The organism is Breoghania sp., from assembly GCF_963674635.1.
Classification (GTDB): domain Bacteria; phylum Pseudomonadota; class Alphaproteobacteria; order Rhizobiales; family Stappiaceae; genus Breoghania.
The window spans coordinates 445,350-461,835 of record NZ_OY771475.1 but is presented as its reverse complement, the minus strand read 5'-3'; the positions used below and the strand labels follow the sequence as shown (position 1 = coordinate 461,835).

The 16,486-nt window shown below is 61.8% G+C and carries 15 protein-coding genes; 5 read left to right on the top strand and 10 right to left on the bottom strand.

Annotated features, from left to right (window positions below):
* Positions 1–7 precede the first annotated feature (7 nt).
* A complete protein-coding gene (gene clpS, locus ABGM93_RS02140) occupies positions 8–349 on the bottom strand; it encodes an ATP-dependent Clp protease adapter ClpS (protein ID WP_321505697.1) in 342 nt (113 codons plus the stop codon).
* 1,025 nt (positions 350–1,374) lie between these two features.
* On the bottom strand, positions 1,375–1,710 hold the full coding sequence (locus tag ABGM93_RS02135; protein WP_321503055.1) for a phasin family protein: 336 nt from the start codon (positions 1,708–1,710) through the stop codon (positions 1,375–1,377).
* A 438-nt stretch (positions 1,711–2,148) separates the two neighbouring features.
* Here ABGM93_RS02135 and ABGM93_RS02130 point away from each other — a divergent pair, with 438 nt between their 5' ends.
* Positions 2,149–3,714 carry a D-alanyl-D-alanine carboxypeptidase gene (locus tag ABGM93_RS02130; RefSeq protein ID WP_321503054.1) on the top strand — a complete coding sequence of 522 codons (1,566 nt, stop codon included), beginning with the start codon at positions 2,149–2,151 and terminating at the stop codon, positions 3,712–3,714.
* A 101-nt stretch (positions 3,715–3,815) separates the two neighbouring features.
* On the opposite strand, the gene ABGM93_RS02125 is transcribed toward ABGM93_RS02130, so the two are convergent.
* On the bottom strand, positions 3,816–4,544 hold the full coding sequence (locus tag ABGM93_RS02125) for a DnaJ domain-containing protein (RefSeq protein ID WP_321503053.1): 729 nt from the start codon (positions 4,542–4,544) through the stop codon (positions 3,816–3,818).
* 85 nt (positions 4,545–4,629) lie between these two features.
* Positions 4,630–5,394, bottom strand: a complete 765-nt coding sequence (locus ABGM93_RS02120) for a VWA domain-containing protein (protein ID WP_321503052.1) — start codon at positions 5,392–5,394, stop codon at positions 4,630–4,632.
* Between the two features lie 214 nt (positions 5,395–5,608).
* On the opposite strand from ABGM93_RS02120, the gene panC reads away from it, so the two are divergent.
* Entirely contained in the window at positions 5,609–6,481 is an 873-nt protein-coding gene (gene panC, locus ABGM93_RS02115; protein ID WP_321503050.1) for a pantoate--beta-alanine ligase, read from the top strand.
* A gap of 15 nt (positions 6,482–6,496) precedes the next feature.
* On the opposite strand, the gene ABGM93_RS02110 is transcribed toward panC, so the two are convergent.
* The 3 genes from ABGM93_RS02110 to ABGM93_RS02100 all read right to left on the bottom strand — a co-directional run bounded on the left by ABGM93_RS02110 (position 6,497) and on the right by ABGM93_RS02100 (position 10,030).
* The gene (locus tag ABGM93_RS02110) at positions 6,497–6,931 is read right to left on the bottom strand and encodes a DUF1489 family protein (RefSeq protein WP_319773227.1); all 435 of its coding nucleotides are present in this window, start codon (positions 6,929–6,931) and stop codon (positions 6,497–6,499) included.
* A gap of 123 nt (positions 6,932–7,054) precedes the next feature.
* A complete protein-coding gene (locus ABGM93_RS02105) occupies positions 7,055–8,989 on the bottom strand; it encodes an acetyl/propionyl/methylcrotonyl-CoA carboxylase subunit alpha (protein ID WP_321503048.1) in 1,935 nt (644 codons plus the stop codon).
* Between the two features lie 174 nt (positions 8,990–9,163).
* The gene (locus ABGM93_RS02100) at positions 9,164–10,030 is read right to left on the bottom strand and encodes an MBL fold metallo-hydrolase (protein ID WP_321503047.1); all 867 of its coding nucleotides are present in this window, start codon (positions 10,028–10,030) and stop codon (positions 9,164–9,166) included.
* A gap of 217 nt (positions 10,031–10,247) precedes the next feature.
* On the opposite strand from ABGM93_RS02100, the gene ABGM93_RS02095 reads away from it, so the two are divergent.
* From ABGM93_RS02095 to ABGM93_RS02085, 3 genes are read left to right on the top strand one after another with little or no spacing between them, the layout of a single operon-like run.
* Complete coding sequence (locus ABGM93_RS02095; RefSeq protein ID WP_321503045.1) at positions 10,248–10,571, top strand: metalloregulator ArsR/SmtB family transcription factor; 324 nt, start codon at positions 10,248–10,250, stop codon at positions 10,569–10,571.
* A complete protein-coding gene (locus ABGM93_RS02090) occupies positions 10,564–11,262 on the top strand; it encodes a rhodanese family protein (protein WP_321503043.1) in 699 nt (232 codons plus the stop codon). Before ABGM93_RS02095 ends, ABGM93_RS02090 begins: the two co-directional genes overlap by 8 nt.
* 27 nt (positions 11,263–11,289) lie before the next feature.
* Positions 11,290–12,066 (top strand): sulfite exporter TauE/SafE family protein, encoded by a 777-nt coding sequence (locus ABGM93_RS02085; RefSeq protein ID WP_321503042.1) that lies wholly within the window; start codon positions 11,290–11,292, stop codon positions 12,064–12,066.
* A 47-nt stretch (positions 12,067–12,113) separates the two neighbouring features.
* Here ABGM93_RS02085 and ABGM93_RS02080 read toward each other — a convergent pair whose 3' ends face one another.
* The 3 genes from ABGM93_RS02080 to ABGM93_RS02070 all read right to left on the bottom strand — a co-directional run bounded on the left by ABGM93_RS02080 (position 12,114) and on the right by ABGM93_RS02070 (position 16,416).
* The gene (locus tag ABGM93_RS02080; protein WP_321503040.1) at positions 12,114–13,016 is read right to left on the bottom strand and encodes a response regulator; all 903 of its coding nucleotides are present in this window, start codon (positions 13,014–13,016) and stop codon (positions 12,114–12,116) included.
* A 103-nt stretch (positions 13,017–13,119) separates the two neighbouring features.
* On the bottom strand, positions 13,120–14,619 hold the full coding sequence (locus ABGM93_RS02075; protein ID WP_321503038.1) for a PAS-domain containing protein: 1,500 nt from the start codon (positions 14,617–14,619) through the stop codon (positions 13,120–13,122).
* Positions 14,620–14,871: 252 nt separating this feature from the next.
* Positions 14,872–16,416, bottom strand: coding sequence for a carboxyl transferase domain-containing protein (locus ABGM93_RS02070; RefSeq protein ID WP_321505695.1), 1,545 nt, complete (start codon positions 16,414–16,416; stop codon positions 14,872–14,874).
* Between the last annotated feature and the right edge of the window lie 70 nt (positions 16,417–16,486).

The window sequence follows — 16,486 nt, the reverse complement described above, 5'->3', positions numbered from 1 at the left end:
GGTCCCCTTATTTCTTCTCCATGACGCATTGCAGCGGATGCTGGTGCTTCCGCGCAAAGTCCATCACTTGGGTCACCTTCGTTTCGGCAACTTCGTAGGTGAATACGCCGCATTCACCCACTCCATGATGGTGGACGTGCAACATGATGCGAGTGGCATCTTCCAGGTTCTTCTGAAAAAACCGCTCCAGCACATGCACGACGAATTCCATCGGCGTGTAATCGTCGTTCAGAAGCAGCACACGATACATGTTCGGCCGCTTCGTCTTCGGTTTCGTCTTGGTGACGACAACGGTTCCTATGTCGCCATCACCAGAATCATCTTCATCCTTGGCCATTCTCGGCGCCATGACCTGTGACAAGGCACTGTCGAAACATGCCTGCCTGACAGCGTCCACGACACCATCGCTTGCCGCCTCTGGGCTCGAAACACATCCACCCCCGGCAGCATCGCTCGACCCCGCCGCGAGATGGCCCTCACCCAACTGAGGCACCGTCCTCATGCCCGGTCCCCCGTTCAGTCCCGACGCCGTTCCCGTATTTGGCCCTGTATTCGGCCCGGTATTCGGCGTCGCATTCATGCTCGATCGCGTCTTCACTGTCGCTTTCGTCTTCACTGTCGGCTTCGTTCCCGCTCTCATTTCGTTCGCGATCGCCCTTTGGCAAGCCCCTGGCCCGAAGACGCAGGCGGAAACGGAGCAGGCTGGATACATGCCTGTCAACCGATCGGGCCGGAGCCCGAGCGACACCGTGCTATCGCACCATCATTGACGCGGGACTTCGCCTCATTAGCGGGCGGATCGCCCCTCGACAGGCACACCATCCCGACATCCAAACCACCCAAGGCCGTCCCAGGGATCACCTCACGCCTCACATCGGCGGCAGATGGAACACCCGAAGCGCACCCGGCCCAGATCCGAAAAGATGCCGAGAAGCACACCTTCACAGGGCATTATGTAGGTCACGTTAATAGGATTGTAAGCCGCTCAACGGCATGCGCAATGGGGCTTACCCGCATTCGCGCCGTCTCCATGATCAAAAAAGTGAAAGTTGACGGCAAACCGCCTGCTTCACATCAGGCCTTCCCCGAAGGGGCATCCGGGGAGTTGCGAGCAAGGCGATGGCCTTGGCCGAGGGATGAGCAGGAATGAGCAGCGACACCGCAGGCGATCGGGACGCGGAAGCCCCTCCCCAAAAGACGCGAAAACCCCTGCCCAAAACAAGAAAAGGCCCGGCAAGCCGGGCCTTCTGAATATCACGCCATCTGCGAGCTGCACCGCCTCAGACACTCAAAGCACACAAGATGCTTGCTCGCGACGCGGGAAGAGGCGAACGCGCCGGTCCTGACAACTCCGGACCGCCTGAAATGGCAGCCTTACTTGCCGGACGCCTTGGCCGCCAGCCCCTCATAGGGCTTGTAGGCCTCCTTGCCGAGGTCCATGTACATCTCCGAGAGCTTGTTGAACTCACCAACCATGCTCTCGTAGGCGCTTTTCATGTAGTCGGACTGAATCTCAAAAGCCTTGTCCGGAGACTTGGCGGCAATCATCTTTTCAAAGGCGGCGGTGGACTGCTCGATCGACTTTTTGGAGTAGTCGGCATATTCCGTGGCGATTGCCTGAAGGCCCTTGGAAACAGCGCCGAAGCTCTTGGTGGCCATATCCATGTTGTCCTTGCTTGCCTTCTGCAACTCGTCAAACCCGTTAATCATATTGTTGAACCCCATCTTCATTTGCACTCACGACGAAGCCCCCGGGGAATTCCGGGCACCAGAACCAATACCAGGAATTATATGCACTGCACAAAAAATGTCAATGGATGAATATTGCACTGCAAAATCTTTTACAGTCGTCCCGAAGCGAGACGCTTCCCTATAATTTCTCGATGCGGCTTTACAGATTCGTAACCGCGTTTCGGCATGCTGAATACATGTTGCGAAAACGACAGGGTCGTTGCGCATGGGCCCCGAAAGAGGGTCACGAAGGGAAGTTCAAGACGGTTACCGGACAGGATCCGCGAGGGGCCGACATGCAGCCCTGACACGTCTTGATACCGAAAAGTCAATGTGTTCAAGCCGGAAGCCGAGAGCGAAACCGGTCGGTAAATTGGGGTTGTCTCGATCATGCAATGTCGCAAACGTCGAACCACTGTGCTTTCGACGCTGATCCGGGCATGTGCGATTGTCTGTATCGCCACTGTCGCTGCCGTTTCAATGGCGCCACAGGCTTCGGCCAACTCCAAATACTCAGGCATCGTCGTGGACGCCAAGACCGGAAAGGTGCTCTACGCCAATCACGCCAATTCGCGCCGTTACCCGGCCTCCCTCACCAAGATCATGACGCTCTATGTGCTGTTCGAGGAGCTGGAGGCGGGGCGCATGTCGATGAGCACGCGCCTGAAGGCGTCTCGTCATTCCGCCGGAATGCCGCCCTCCAAGGTCGGGCTGCGCCCCGGCCAGACGATTTCCGTCAAGGACGCGATCGGCGCGCTTGTCACCAAGTCCGCCAATGACGTGGCCGCGACCGTTGCGGAGAACATCGCCGGCTCTGAGCCCGCCTTCGCGCGCCGTATGACCAAGACGGCCCGTCGGCTTGGCATGCGCCGCACCCAGTTTCGCAATGCCTCCGGCCTGCCGAACTCTCAGCAGTGGACCACCGCTGCCGATATGGCGCGCCTCGGCCGCGCCATCCAGGAGCGGTTCCCGACCTACTACAAGCACTTCTCCACGCGCGTCTTCACCTATAACGGCCGCCGCTATGGCAACCACAACCGGTTGCTGGGCCGGGTGAACGGCGTCGACGGCATCAAGACCGGCTACATCCGCGCCTCCGGCTTCAATCTCGTGACCTCGGTCCGCAAGGACGGACGCCACATCGTGGCCGTTGTCTTCGGCGGGCGCACCGGCGCATCCCGCGATGCGCAGATGCGCACGCTTATCGCCCAGTACCTGCCTAAGGCGAGCCGCGGCCCCAAACGCGATTCCATCGTCATCGCCCGCAAGGCCCCGCTTCCCAACAAGAAGCCCTTCTTCGCCGAGAGCGCGCCCCAGGCGCCCATCGTGGTCGCCAATGTGCCGCTGCCCCCGGTCCTGTCCGAAGACGAAATCCCCGACATGGCGCCTGAAACCGTGGATGATCTCGTCCCCCCCGCCATCGCGGAAGGTGATGCCGATCCGGAATCCACCATCGAAACGGCGAGTGTCCTGCCCGCTCCCAAGGCCATCAATACCGTGATTGCCCGGGCCCATGCCCTCGCAAAGGCCTCCGAGCTGGGCACAGACGCCAAGCCGGCAACACCTGCGTCCCTGCCCCCGGCGCCGATCGCCCAACGCAGGACGCCGGTCGTGACAGCATCTGTCGCCGCCCCGGCTCCGGCCCCGCTTGGTTACGCCGCCCAGCCCGACAGCGAGATCCATACGGCCTCGCTCGCTCTGGCAAAGCCTGTCGCCAAGATCGCACAGCCCAAGCGCCCGGAAGGCTGGCACGTCCAGATCGCGGCCGCACCGACGAAGGAAGGTGCGCTCGCCATGCTTGAGAAGGTTCAGGCCAAGGCCGGAACGACGCTGCGCAACCGTCAGCCCTTCACCGAAGCCGTCGAGAGCAAGGGAGAAACTCTATACCGCGCCCGCTTCGCCGGCTTTCCTGATCAGGACGCCGCCGTCGCAGCTTGCAAGGCCCTGAAAAAAGCAAAGATCGGCTGTTACGCCACCCAGTAATATCGCCTGCGACCGGCGGAAGCGTATCCTCCACCGGTCGTGACTTCGGAAAGCCAGGAGCGAAACTGTCATGCCCTCGCCCCAGACTTTCCAGCCTCCAGCTAGTTTCGCGTATGGGAGGAACCATGATTTCTGAGAAGCCTGTCCTTGGCCTCGTTGATCTTGGCCGCAAGGAACGTAGATCCGCCCTGGTCGGGGTGCATTCGAAGCATGAGCCGTCTGTGGGCCGCTCGGACTTCCGCCTCGCTGGCGCCGGGCGCAAGCCCAAGCACCTGATAGGCCTCCTCCTGGCTCATGGGGCCAGATCCCGCAGGGCTGTCATGCCCCGGTGCTCCATCCGCCTCGAAGTCTACACGCCATCCGGCATGCCTGCGGTCGAGATAAGCTTCGAGTAACGCGCGGCTTTCCGGATCACTTTCCGTGAGCCTCCAAAGAGCGAGGGTCTCGTCCCGGTCGAGTTCGTCCAGACGGCGCCCTTCATACTCGCCGGCGATCACGAGGCCCTGCAAGTCTCCGGTGTCGTGATCCAGTTCCATTTCCAGCATCGCCGAACGCACCGTGGAACGTTGCCCACCCGAGGGCTTCGAAGCGGTGCGGCCGAAACCGGGGATGCCACGCGCTGACCCGAAGATCGAGAAAGCGAACAGCAGCAGCGGAAGCGCAAAGCCGAAGCGCCCGGCAAAAAACAGCCCGCCAGCCACGACAAGCAGCAGCACGCCCCCTGCCATCTTCACCCAATAGGCCAACCGGGCCGGGTCCGCCCGCAGGAAACTGTTGGCGAAAAAGAGACCCAGCACCAGGAGCACCGCGCCAATGATGAAGAAAACCATGCGTGTTTCCGTCCTTGTCCGCCGCACACCGCCGCGGGCCCCGAAGGGACTTTCTTCCACCTGTCCTTAAGCTCGTGGCGTCCGCTCAGCGCATCTGGCCGATCAGCAACCGCGCGCCCGCGCCGCCCCGCCTGCTCAAATCCTCCAGCGCCTCGCGCCCGCCCGCAGCATAGGTCGCCACAGCCGACAGGAGGTCGCGCAACTCCTGCGCGGATCCAGAAGAAAACCGGCAGAATGCCCCGTTCGTGAGACGGGCGATTTCCCTGAAAGTTGCTTCTGCGGTGGGCTCGGCCCCCTCCTGAAAAACGAAGACGGGAACGCCGAGCATACCCAACTCGCCCGCCAGAGCGCACAGATCGTCGGCGTTTTCCTCCATGCAGTCCCCCACATAGACGAGAGCCTGTACCTTGCGCTGGCGCGTTTCCGTGAGCGTGTGGTTCAGCACCTTGCGGATCTGCGTGTGTCCGCCACGGCAGGAAATCCGGCTCATCAGGCCGCCAAGCCGGTTCGCATCACTTGCCCATTTGCTCGCCCGGCACTCCCCCATCCCGCGGAAATAGACAAGCTGCACGTCCAGCCCGCCAATGGCGGCGGTCGTGGCGAACATGTCCCCCTGGATGGCGCAGGCCGTATCCCATGTCGGTTGCCGGCTCATGGTCGCATCGAGTGCGAAGACCAGCCGCCCGCGCCCCGTCTGCGCGGGCTTGGCCGCCGCCAGGTCGCGGGTCTTCTGCAGAAAGGCATCGATTTCCCCACGGCTTGAGGGAGATGTGGGCTCGACTGTCCGGCCTACAGCCTTGTCAGGCGCGGTTGAATGCGGGCGTTGTGTCGGCGTTTTTTCTTGGGCCATGCCCCTCCTCACAGAAACGGCTTTCGATCGCTCACGCGATCCTCCCTCTAGTGTGGGGTGTGCCGCCCCGCCTCGCAAGCCAGGCTGTGCGGGGCGCATCATCCGCCCGCCATTCCCTGTCCGCCCGGTGCAAGACAGGTGCATTCTGCCCACGGCTCTGCTAGACCGCTTTGCGAATTTGCACAGTGCCCATTCAACGAACCGGAGAGAGCCAGTGACGGCCCCGGCCAGGTCCAAGGCAAGCCCGCTTGTCATTCGAACGACCAACGAACTTCAGGCTTGGTCGGATTCATGTCGCCAACAAGGCCGCACCATCGCGATGGTGCCCACCATGGGCGCGCTTCACGAAGGGCACCTGTCCCTCGTCGATGCCGCGGCTAAGGCTGCCGATGTTGTTGTGGTTTCGATTTTCGTGAACCCGACCCAATTCGGCCCCGGTGAGGATTTCGATGCCTATCCTCGCACCGAGACAGCGGATCTTGAGAAGCTGAAGGGCCACGCCGTTGAGGTCGTTTTCGCCCCCAACGCGGCACAGATGTATCCGGAAGGCTTTGCCACGAGCATTTCCGTGGGCGGCCCGTCCATGGGCCTTGAGACCGACTTCCGCCCGCATTTCTTTTCAGGCGTTGCCACCGTCGTTGCGAAGCTGCTTCTGGCCGCCCGCCCGCATTTCGCTGTCTTCGGCGAGAAGGACTACCAGCAGCTTCTGGTCGTGCGCCGCATGACGCGCGATCTGAATATCGGGACCGAGATCATCGGGTGCCCGACCCTGCGCGAGGCGGACGGCCTCGCCCTGTCATCGCGCAACGCCTATCTCGACGCCCCCGCGCGCCAGAAGGCGGCCCGCCTGCCCGCCGTGCTCAAGCATGTGATCGTGTCTCTGGAAGCTGGAGCCCCGGAGGAAACAGCCCTTGCCGATGGCCGCGCGGCGCTGGAGCGCAGCGGTTTTGAGGTGGATTACCTGTCGCTGTGTGACGCGGCCACGCTGGGCGCGCCGGTGCCCGGGCATGAACGACGCCTGCTTGTCGCGGCCCGGCTTGGATCCACGCGCCTGATCGACAACATGCCCGTGACGGCGGGCGACTAGGCCCCGCGCCCCCCGTTAGAGAAGCCCCAGCTCGGCCAGTTCGCGCCGCATGCTTGCAGGCATGTCGGGGGCATCGGCCACGGCGCGCGCATCGCGTGGCGCGTCTTCCGCCTTGAGATAGCGCCATCCCTGGAAGGGTCTGCGTGGCTGGGTTTCCGTGCGCACCAGCTTGGTGTCCAGCACCAGCGCGCACCGCTTGACGCCGCCATTGTCGGTAAAGGGGCGAATGTCGATGAGCGGGGAGCGAACCTGGATCATCCCCTTGATCACCCAGTAGAGCGATCCGCCGGGCAGGATCTCGTCACGGCGCGAGGGCACCATGCGGGTAACATGGGAATGCTCGAACTCGCGCCCTTCATCGCGCGCGACATCCCGCTGGAAGTCCAGCCAAGACTGCAAATCCTCAACGGAATCGACGCCGACACAGAGCTTTACGAGGTGGAGGGTCATGCGCCTGCTTTAGCAGGTCGCGCGCTCGGTTCAAAGATGCCACGATTTACAGCGGCCACAATTGTGCACAGACGCGAAAAGACAGGTGAAATTCATCGCCGTGCCGCCGCCTCCCGCCACGGATCAGGCTGGAGCTGAAACCTCTTCCAGCACGACGATCACTGCGCCTTCTTCCACCTGATCTCCCTCAACCGCGGAGACCCGCTCCACCCGGCCGTCGCGCGGCGCGATCACGGCGTGCTCCATTTTCATCGCCTCCACGATGAAAAGGCGTTCGCCGCGAACGACCTCCGCCCCCTCCTCAGTCAGCATCGCAATGACCTTGCCGTGCATGGGGGCCGAGACGGACGCATGACCGCCCTCATCCTCGGCCGCGCGCAACAGACTGTCGGCGAGAGCCACCTTGACTGCCCGTCCCCCTTCCAGCGCCACAACACCGTTTTCGATGCGGACCACCTCGCCCATTGCCCCCTCCGGCGTCACGGGAACACCGTTATGCCAGCGACGACGCACCTCACGCTCCTCGCCATCGACCGTTACCCTCAAGCCGACCTCGCGATCACCGGACAGCTGGAAGGCATCACAGACGGACCATGGATCAAACCAGCCCTGCGGATGGTAACGCCGCTCCTCGGCGTCCGGCGCGCTCAACATGGAAACGGCGAGAGCCACGGTTTCATCGGACACCGCGCCGCCTGTCAGCGTTTCGATCTCGCGATCGATCAGCCCGGTATCGAAGCCGCCTTCGCGCACGGCGGGCAGATCGACAAGCTTGCGCAGAAAGGCGAGATTGGTGCGCGGACCAGCGACAGCCGTCTTCGCAAGGGCTGCCGAAAGGCGCTCGAAGGCTGCCTCCCGGTCGGGCCCAAGGGCGATCACCTTGGCGATCATCGGGTCGTAGAAGGGAGACACCTCGCCGCCCTGCTCCACACCGGTATCAACGCGCACGCCCTCGCCTTCCGGCAGGCGCAACAGGTCCAGCCGCCCGGTCGACGGCAGGAAGCCGTTATCGGGATCTTCCGCGTAAAGGCGCACTTCCACAGCATGGCCGTCAAGACCGAGCTCGTCCTGAGTCATCGGCAGCTTCTCGCCGGACGCCACCCGCAGCTGCCATTCCACAAGATCGGTCCCCGTCACCAGTTCGGTAACCGGGTGCTCAACCTGAAGCCGGGTGTTCATCTCCATGAACCAGAAGCCGTCCGGCCGCAGACCGCGTGAGCCATCGGCGATGAATTCCACCGTACCAGCCCCCACATAGCCGACGGCGAGCGCAGCGGCGACGGCCGCCTCGCCCATGGCCTTGCGAACCTCATCGTTCATACCGGGAGCGGGCGCTTCCTCGATCACCTTCTGATGGCGGCGCTGGGCGGAACAATCACGCTCGAACAGATGCACCGCATTGCCGTGACCATCAGCGAAGACCTGGATCTCCACATGGCGCGGGTTTTTCACGAATTTCTCGATCAACACCCGCGGATCGCCGAAGGCACTCTGCGCCTCGCGCTGGGCCGCTTGCAGCGCATCGTCGAAATCGACCACCTTGTCGACCCGGCGCATGCCCTTTCCGCCACCGCCCGCGACCGCCTTGATGAGCACCGGATAGCCGATCTCATAGGCCTTCTGCTTGAGGAAGGCCGGATCGTCGAGCGCCCCGTGATAACCGGGCACGACCGGCACACCCGCCTTCTCCATCAGGGCCTTTGCGCCGTCCTTCAGGCCCATCGCGCGAATGGCGGATGCGGGCGGGCCGACAAAGATGATCCCCGCCTGCGCGCAAGCCTCCGCAAATCCGGCATTTTCAGACAGAAACCCGTAGCCGGGGTGAATCGCCTCCGCCCCGGTCTGCTTCGCGGCGGCGATGATCTTGCCTGCATCCAGATATGATTCGGACGCCGAGGCCGCGCCGATGGCCACAGCCTCATCCGCAAGGCGCACATGGAGGGCATGCCGGTCAGCCTCGGAATAGACGGCGATGGTGCGCAACCCCAGACGGCGCGCAGTCCGGATGATCCGGCAGGCAATTTCCCCCCGGTTCGCAATCAAGAGCGATGACAGCATGGGTCCTCTGAACGTTCCTCCGGCCCGAGTATCCGGGCCCCGTTTGAGGCTAGAGGAAAGCCCAGTCGCGCGGGAACTGCAAGGAAAAGCTTACGTAGTGGAACTTATGAGAAAGGGAGCGGCGGTGAAGGCAACGCTCCCTCTCGTTGGCTCTCAAACCGCAAGCGGTTCGGCTCAGGCGGTGAGCTTCACCGGCACCTTCAGGTAGCTCACTCCGTTCACTTCCGCGGGCGGAAGCTTGCCCGCACGCATGTTCACCTGAATGGAGGGCATCAGAAGGTTGGGCGCGGCCAGCGTCGCATCGCGCGCCTCGCGCATGGCCACATACTCGTCCTCGCTCTTGCCACCGCCGACATGGATATTGCGCTCGCGCTCATCCTCAACAGTGGTTTCCCAGGCGTATTCATCGCGCCCAGGGGCCTTGTAATCGTGGCACATGAAGAGCCGCGTATTTCCGGGCAAGCTCAAAAGACGATGGATGGAGCGGTAAAGCTGGCGCGCGTCGCCACCGGGAAAGTCTGCCCGCGCGGTTCCGAAGTCCGGCATGAACAACGTGTCGCCAACAAAAACCGCATCCCCGAACCTGTAGGAGATGCAGGCGGGCGTATGTCCGGGCGTGGCGATCACCTCACCCTCGACAGTCCCGATATGGAAGGTCTCGCCATCCTTGAAGAGATGATCGAACTCCGACCCGTCGCCGGAGACGTCCTCTGCGTTGAAGACCGGGCGGAAGATCTTCTGTACTTCGCGGATGCGCTCGCCGATGGCGACCTTGGCGCCTGTCTTGATCTTGATATAGGGCGCGCCGGACAGGTGATCGGCATGGGCATGGGTTTCCAGCACCCAGACGATCTCCAGCCCCAGTTCCGCGGCTTGCGCGAGAATGACATCGGCAGAGCGCGTCGACGCCTTGCCCGACCTGTGATCATAGTCGAGAACCGGATCGATCACCGCCGCCTTGTCCGTCTGCGGGTCCCAGACGAGATAGCTGACCGTGTTTGTCGGCTCGTCGAAAAAGGCCTTGATCTGCGGTGCGCTCATCTTTCTCTCCTCACCCATTCTCTGTCTGCGAGCCTCTCCTCGCCCTCACAGGCCATATTGGCTCTGCGCGCAAGAAAACACCCTGACATTTCTCCCCAGCGCCTGCGGCCGGACCCGCGGTTTTCACTGCGCGTCGGCGCGATCCTTGTTGACATATATATTCATACATTCTAATGTTAGCAACATCTAATATAGCAATCACGAGGAACGGATGCCGATGCGGCCTCCCACGCGCACCGATATGGCTGATACGGATGAACTCGCCGCGAAAGCGGGCGAGGCGGCGCGGCTGATGAAACTGCTCGCCAGCGAAAGCCGGCTGCGGATCCTGTGCGAGCTGGCGCAGGGCGAGGCCTGCGTGACCGCGCTTTCCAACTCCGTCGGCCTCGGCCAGTCGGCGCTCTCGCAGCATCTTGCCAGGATGCGCGCGGAAGGCTTGGTCACATTTCGTCGGGATGGCCAGACACTGCACTATCGCATCGATAATCCTGCGGCGGAACGTATTCTGATGCTGCTGAAGGACGTTTTCTGCGGTGTCTGAGGCGCGAGCCTCAGCGGAATTCACCTGGTTTCCCGGCGCGCTTTCAGGTGCGCGCCCCCAAGACAAGAACGAGACTTTCTGCCTGCCAACCGTCGCGGTGCTGCGATTGTTCGCAAGGCACGAGGACCAGCCAATGACACTGAAAACGATCTCGCCCACCGAAGCCCTCAAGATGGCTAAGGCCGGGGCCATCCTCATTGATGTACGCGAGCCTCGCGAATTTGCGCGCGAACGTATCGCCGGTTCGCTTTCCCATCCGCTTTCAAGGATGCGGCAGGGCAACCCGGATACCCAAGGGGCCAAACAGGCTGTCTTCCTGTGCGCTTCGGGCGCGCGCACGAACCCGAGAAATCCCGCCCTGGCCGCCTGTGTCGACTGCGATGCCTTTGTCATGGACGGGGGCATCATTGCCTGGAAACGCGCCGGTCTTCCGGTCGAAAGAGAGGAGAGAAAACCCATGTCCGTTCTTCGTCAGGCCCTGCTCGTTGCAGGCGCCATCGCCACCGCCGGATACCTTCTCGGCACCTTCGTGAACCCCGCCTGGCACCTGTTGTCGCTGCTGGTGGGCTGTGGCCTGCTGTTCTCCGGCACCACGAATTTCTGCCCCATGGCATTCTTCGTGTCCCTCATGCCGTGGAACCGCAACAAGCCGAAATTGCCCGGGGCAACCGGTATCGGCCAGTTCGGCTGATGGTGTCGAAATGAGCGGACCCATCCGATGATTGAGGCAATCGCCAGCGGCTCGCTGGTCGGGCTGTCGCTCGGGCTGATCGGCGGAGGCGGATCCATTCTGGCGGTCCCGCTGCTGGTTTATGTGGTGGGCGTTTCCGCCCCCCACATCGCTATCGGAACCAGTGCGCTGGCTGTCGCGGTCAATGCGGCGGCAGGCCTTGTCGGCCACGCCCGCGCGCGCACGGTCAAGTGGCCTTGCGCCCTGGTCTTCGCCGCAAGCGGCCTTGTCGGCGCAGCCATAGGCTCAACGCTCGGCAAGGCGATTGACGGCGAGAAGCTTCTCGCGCTGTTCGGCGTCATCATGGTGGTTGTCGGCCTCTCGATGCTGCGCAAGCGCAGCACCCAGGACGATCCGGACGTGCATCTGGATGCGCAAAGCGCCCGGCGTCTGCTGCCGCGTCTCATCATCACGGCGCTCGGCGTCGGCATGCTGTCGGGCTTTTTCGGCATCGGCGGCGGCTTCCTGATCGTCCCCGGCCTCATCGCCGCGACCGCCATGCCGATCCTCAACGCGATCGGCTCCTCCCTTGTCGCCGTCACCACTTTCGGCCTGACAACCGCCTTCAACTATGCCCTTTCCGGGCTGGTGGATTGGCAGCTCGCCGCAGAATTCATCGCAGGCGGCATCCTCGGCGGGATCGTTGGCACATGGCTCGCCAAACGGCTCGGCGCAGACAAGCAGAAGCTCAGATACGTCTTTTCCGCCATCGTGATCATGGTCGGGCTTTATGTCGTCGCCAGAGGGATCGCGAATATCCTGTGAGCGCCAGAACGTCCAACGCCCTGCCGTGTCTGGGTGATCCTGGCGGCTCAGGCGACAGAAGATTCCGCCTTGCCTTTCACGGCTTCCCCCGTACCTGTTTGCTTCCCTGCCCCGTATCGGCCTGGGCCACCGCGCTTGGACAAGGTGTCGATGATCACCTTGAAGATCTCCACCGGGCGGAAGGGATATTCGATGCAGGCCTCAACCCCCAGGTCTTCAAGCACCTGACGGGCATTCTTGTTGAACTTGGAAGGGATCAGCATGACGATCCGCGGTCGGCTTCCCGCCTCCTCGGAGCGCGCGAGATATTGCAGCAGGTAGTGAACCTTCTTGGAATAGATCATGAAGGCGACATCGAAGCTCTGCTGTTGGAAGGTATTGGTGTGAAGCGCCTCTTCGGCGATCGGCTTCACAAGACACCCCACTTCCGACAGGGCGGCGCTGATTGGCGATACGATACCGGAATTTGAGGAGACAACCGCTACCCGCATCTGCGGTTTCTTCTTCTGCTCGTCCTGATAGGCCTTGTAGAGTGTAGCCAGCTGCTGGCGGGAATGCTCCGCCATCCGCCTCACCCCTGCCAAACGGCTCTCGATCGTTGCAAGCAGCAGGTCGTAGTCGACCGGCTTGGTCAGGTAATCGTCCGACCCGAGCTTCTTGCCCTCGATCATGTCGTCGCGCGAACAGCGCGCCGTCAGAAACATGAAGGGCACCTGGTTGAGGGCCGGATAATCTTCGCGCACCGTTTTCAACAGCGCCGGGCCATCCATTCCAGGCATCATCATATCGCACAGGATAAGATCTGGCGTCACAGTCTTGAGAACCTGCAACGCCTCATTGCCGTTGCGCGCCGTAACGACATTGTAATTGGCGTCTTCCAGCTCCTCGACCAGATCGCCCAGCAGCAGCTCTTCGTCTTCAACGCATAAGATGGTGATCTCGGAAACCATGGGGTTCTCATCCTGTTCCGGCGCACCTGTCGGCGCGTCCTCAATTGCGTCATCCTTTTGGTCACGGAGCAGCCCGCCCTTCGCGTGCGGCTTTTGTCCGGTCTCATTCGACCGCTTCGACCGGCCCCGCATTGTCCTGTTTGCCGCCCACGCTTTCAGCCGTTGTCAGCGGCAAACGAAGCGAGACCGTGCTTCCCTTGCCAACCTCGCTGCGGATCGATATGCGCCCCTTGTGGCGCGCCACAATCATCTCGGTGAGATTGAGCCCGATGCCCGTACCCGGGATCCCGCTTGATGTGGAAGCGCGGAAAAACCGACCAAAGACCTTCTTCACTTCATTGCGCGGAATGCCGACGCCGAAATCGGTCACATCGATGCGAAGCGACGTCCCGTCGATCCGGGCGTCAACAAGCACCTCCTCCTGACCCGGCGAATACTTGACTGCATTGCCGATGAGGTTGACCAGGCACTGCTCGATCATCCGACGATCGAAATTCAGCGTCAGATCGCCAACGCTCTCCGTCAGCGTGATCCTGTGCGACTTGTGAGCCTGCCGCTCCCGCTCGCAGATCGCCTTGAGCACCGGAAGGATCTCGCAATCCTGCGGATCTATCTCCAGGTTGCCTTCCTGCGAGACCGAGAAGTCGATGAAGCGCTCGATCAGGTAGTTGATCCGAAGCACGGCCTCGCGAATATGGCCGATGCGCTCGCGGACTTCGTCCGGCGTCAGCCGCTCGAAGCGCCGTTTCAGCCGCTGCGCCGCCCCGTCGATGATTGCCAGAGGCGTGCGAAACTCGTGCGACGCCATGGAAACGAATTGGCGCTGCATCTCATTGAGGCGCTTTTCCTTGCGAAGGTGCTTCACCAGCTGGTCGGTGTGAGCCCGCAGCTTCTCGTTCTGCCTCTTCAGGTCCGTGATGTCCGTGAAGACGATGATGATGCCGCCCGTCGCAAGGTCCGACACACGAATGCGATACCAGCTTCCGAACATGCGCCGCTCGCCGTCGAGGGAAATGCGCTCGATGCACTCTGCAAGATCCGCAGCGGTCCCGAAATTGACCGGAAAGGCCTCCATCACGAGGCTGCTATTGTCCAGATGGGCCTCGATCTCGGGATAGATCTCGCGCATCACCGCATTGGCGAGCTTCAGTCGCCCCTCCGCATCGACCATCACCAGAGCATCGGGTATGGCATTGATTGCACAGGAGAGGACCTCCCGGTTCTCTTCCAGCTCCTGCGTTCGGGCGCTGAGCTTCTGGATCAGTTCGTCCTGAGAGGCGGTCAGCCTCTGCTCGACCTCGCGCATGGCGGTGACGTCTGAATAGACCATGACATGACCGCCCGTCGGCAGTTCGGTCGTCTGGATTTGCAGAAAGCGGCCATCCGGCATGGGACGGTCAAAGGAATGTACGCCACTCTTGACCGACCTGGCGATAACCTTGTCCGCCTGATCCTTCGGATCGCACGGACCGTAATCCCCGCGCTCGGCGAAATACTTCAGAATGTCCCGAAGGTTCGGATCACTCTGGAAAACCTCTTCCGGCAGATCGAAGAGTTCCTTGGCCTTGTGGCTGAACACCAGCACTTCCTGGTTCTGATCCATCAGGCCAACGCCCTGGTGCATCGAACTCAACAGAGCTGCGAACAGAAAGTGCTCGTCTGTATCTCCACGTATGTAATGACCGGAAAGCATATGACATCCAATCCTGCGCAGACTAAGCCTCTGCAGATCGGATACAAAAAGAAAATAAAACAATTAATAAATAAATTCTGACGATTTATACCGCTACGGTAAGATCGAAACATCGTCATTTTACTCGATATATCGCGCCCCATTATTAACGCGTTACAGCCATCACATACGGAATATACCGAATTTCGTTGGCTCAACAGGCGCATTCAAACATGCGGAGAATGCCAGGGCGAGCACCCTGCGTGTCTCCGAGGGCGCGATCACGCCGTCGTCCCAAAGACGCGCCGTGGCATGATAGGGATTACCTTCCGCCTCGTAGCGTTCCCGGATGGGCGCCTTGAAGGCCTCCTCCGCCTCCGCGCTCCAGCTTCCGCCGTCCGCCTCGATATTGTCCCTGCGAACCGTGGCCAGAACCGACGCGGCCTGCTCCCCGCCCATCACGGAAATCCGCGCATTCGGCCACATGAAGAGGAACCGCGGGCTGTAGGCGCGCCCGCACATGCCGTAGTTGCCAGCCCCATAGGAGCCCCCCACGATGACCGTGATCTTGGGCACATTCGCACAGGCGACAGCCGTGACCAGTTTCGCTCCGTCCTTGGCAATACCGCCCGCCTCATAGTCGCGTCCGACCATGAAGCCCGTGATGTTTTGCAAAAAGAGAAGCGGAATGCCCCGCTGACAGCACAACTCAACGAAGTGAGCCCCCTTAAGGGCAGATTCTGAAAAGAGGATACCATTATTGGCAACGATCCCGACCGGCATTCCGAAAATTCTTGCGAAACCCGTGACGAGTGTCGTCCCGTAGAGCTTCTTGAACTCGTCGAACTCCGAGCCATCCACCAACCGCGCGATAACCTCGCGAATGTCAAATTGCTTGCGCAGATCGGCCGGCACCACGCCATCCAGCTCCGCCGGGTCGTAGAGCGGATCGTGGGGGGCGCTCAGATCGGCTTCGATGCGCTTGACCGTATTGAGATTGGCGACAGCACGACGCGCCATGGCCAGCGCCTGATCGTCATCGACCGCATAGTGATCGGCGACACCGGAGACGCGTGTATGGACATCCGCGCCGCCCAGATCCTCCGCCGACACCTCCTCCCCGGTGGCCGCTTTCACCAATGGCGGACCAGCGAGGAAAATCGTGCCTTGCTGGCGCACGATGATCGTCTCGTCCGACATGGCCGGCACATAGGCCCCGCCCGCCGTACACGAGCCCATCACCACTGCTATCTGCGGAATGCCCGCCGCCGACATGTTCGCCTGATTGTAGAAGATCCGGCCGAAGTGATCCCTGTCGGGGAAGACGTCAGTCTGATTGGGCAGGTTGGCGCCGCCGGAATCCACCAGATAGATGCAGGGCAGACGGTTCTCCATCGCGATTTCCTGCGCCCGGAGATGCTTCTTCACGGTCATCGGGTAATACGTGCCGCCCTTGATGGTCGCATCATTGCACACGATCATGCATTCGCGACCCGACACGCGGCCGATCCCGGTGATCAGGCCCGCCCCGTGAATGGCGTCCTCATACATTCCGTTCGCCGCCAGCGGCGAAAGCTCAAGGAATGCCGCGCCCGGATCCAGAAGCCGCGTCACCCGCTCGCGCGGCAGAAGTTTGCCACGCCCCACATGGCGCTCGCGGGACCGCTCATTGCCGCCGAGAGCCGCCTCGGCCCGCCGCGCCATCAGCTCGGCGACAAGCGCCCCCATTTCCTGGGACTGGGTGCGAAAGAGATCGGATGTGGATGAAATTTCGGATTTAAGAACACTCACGCCAGTC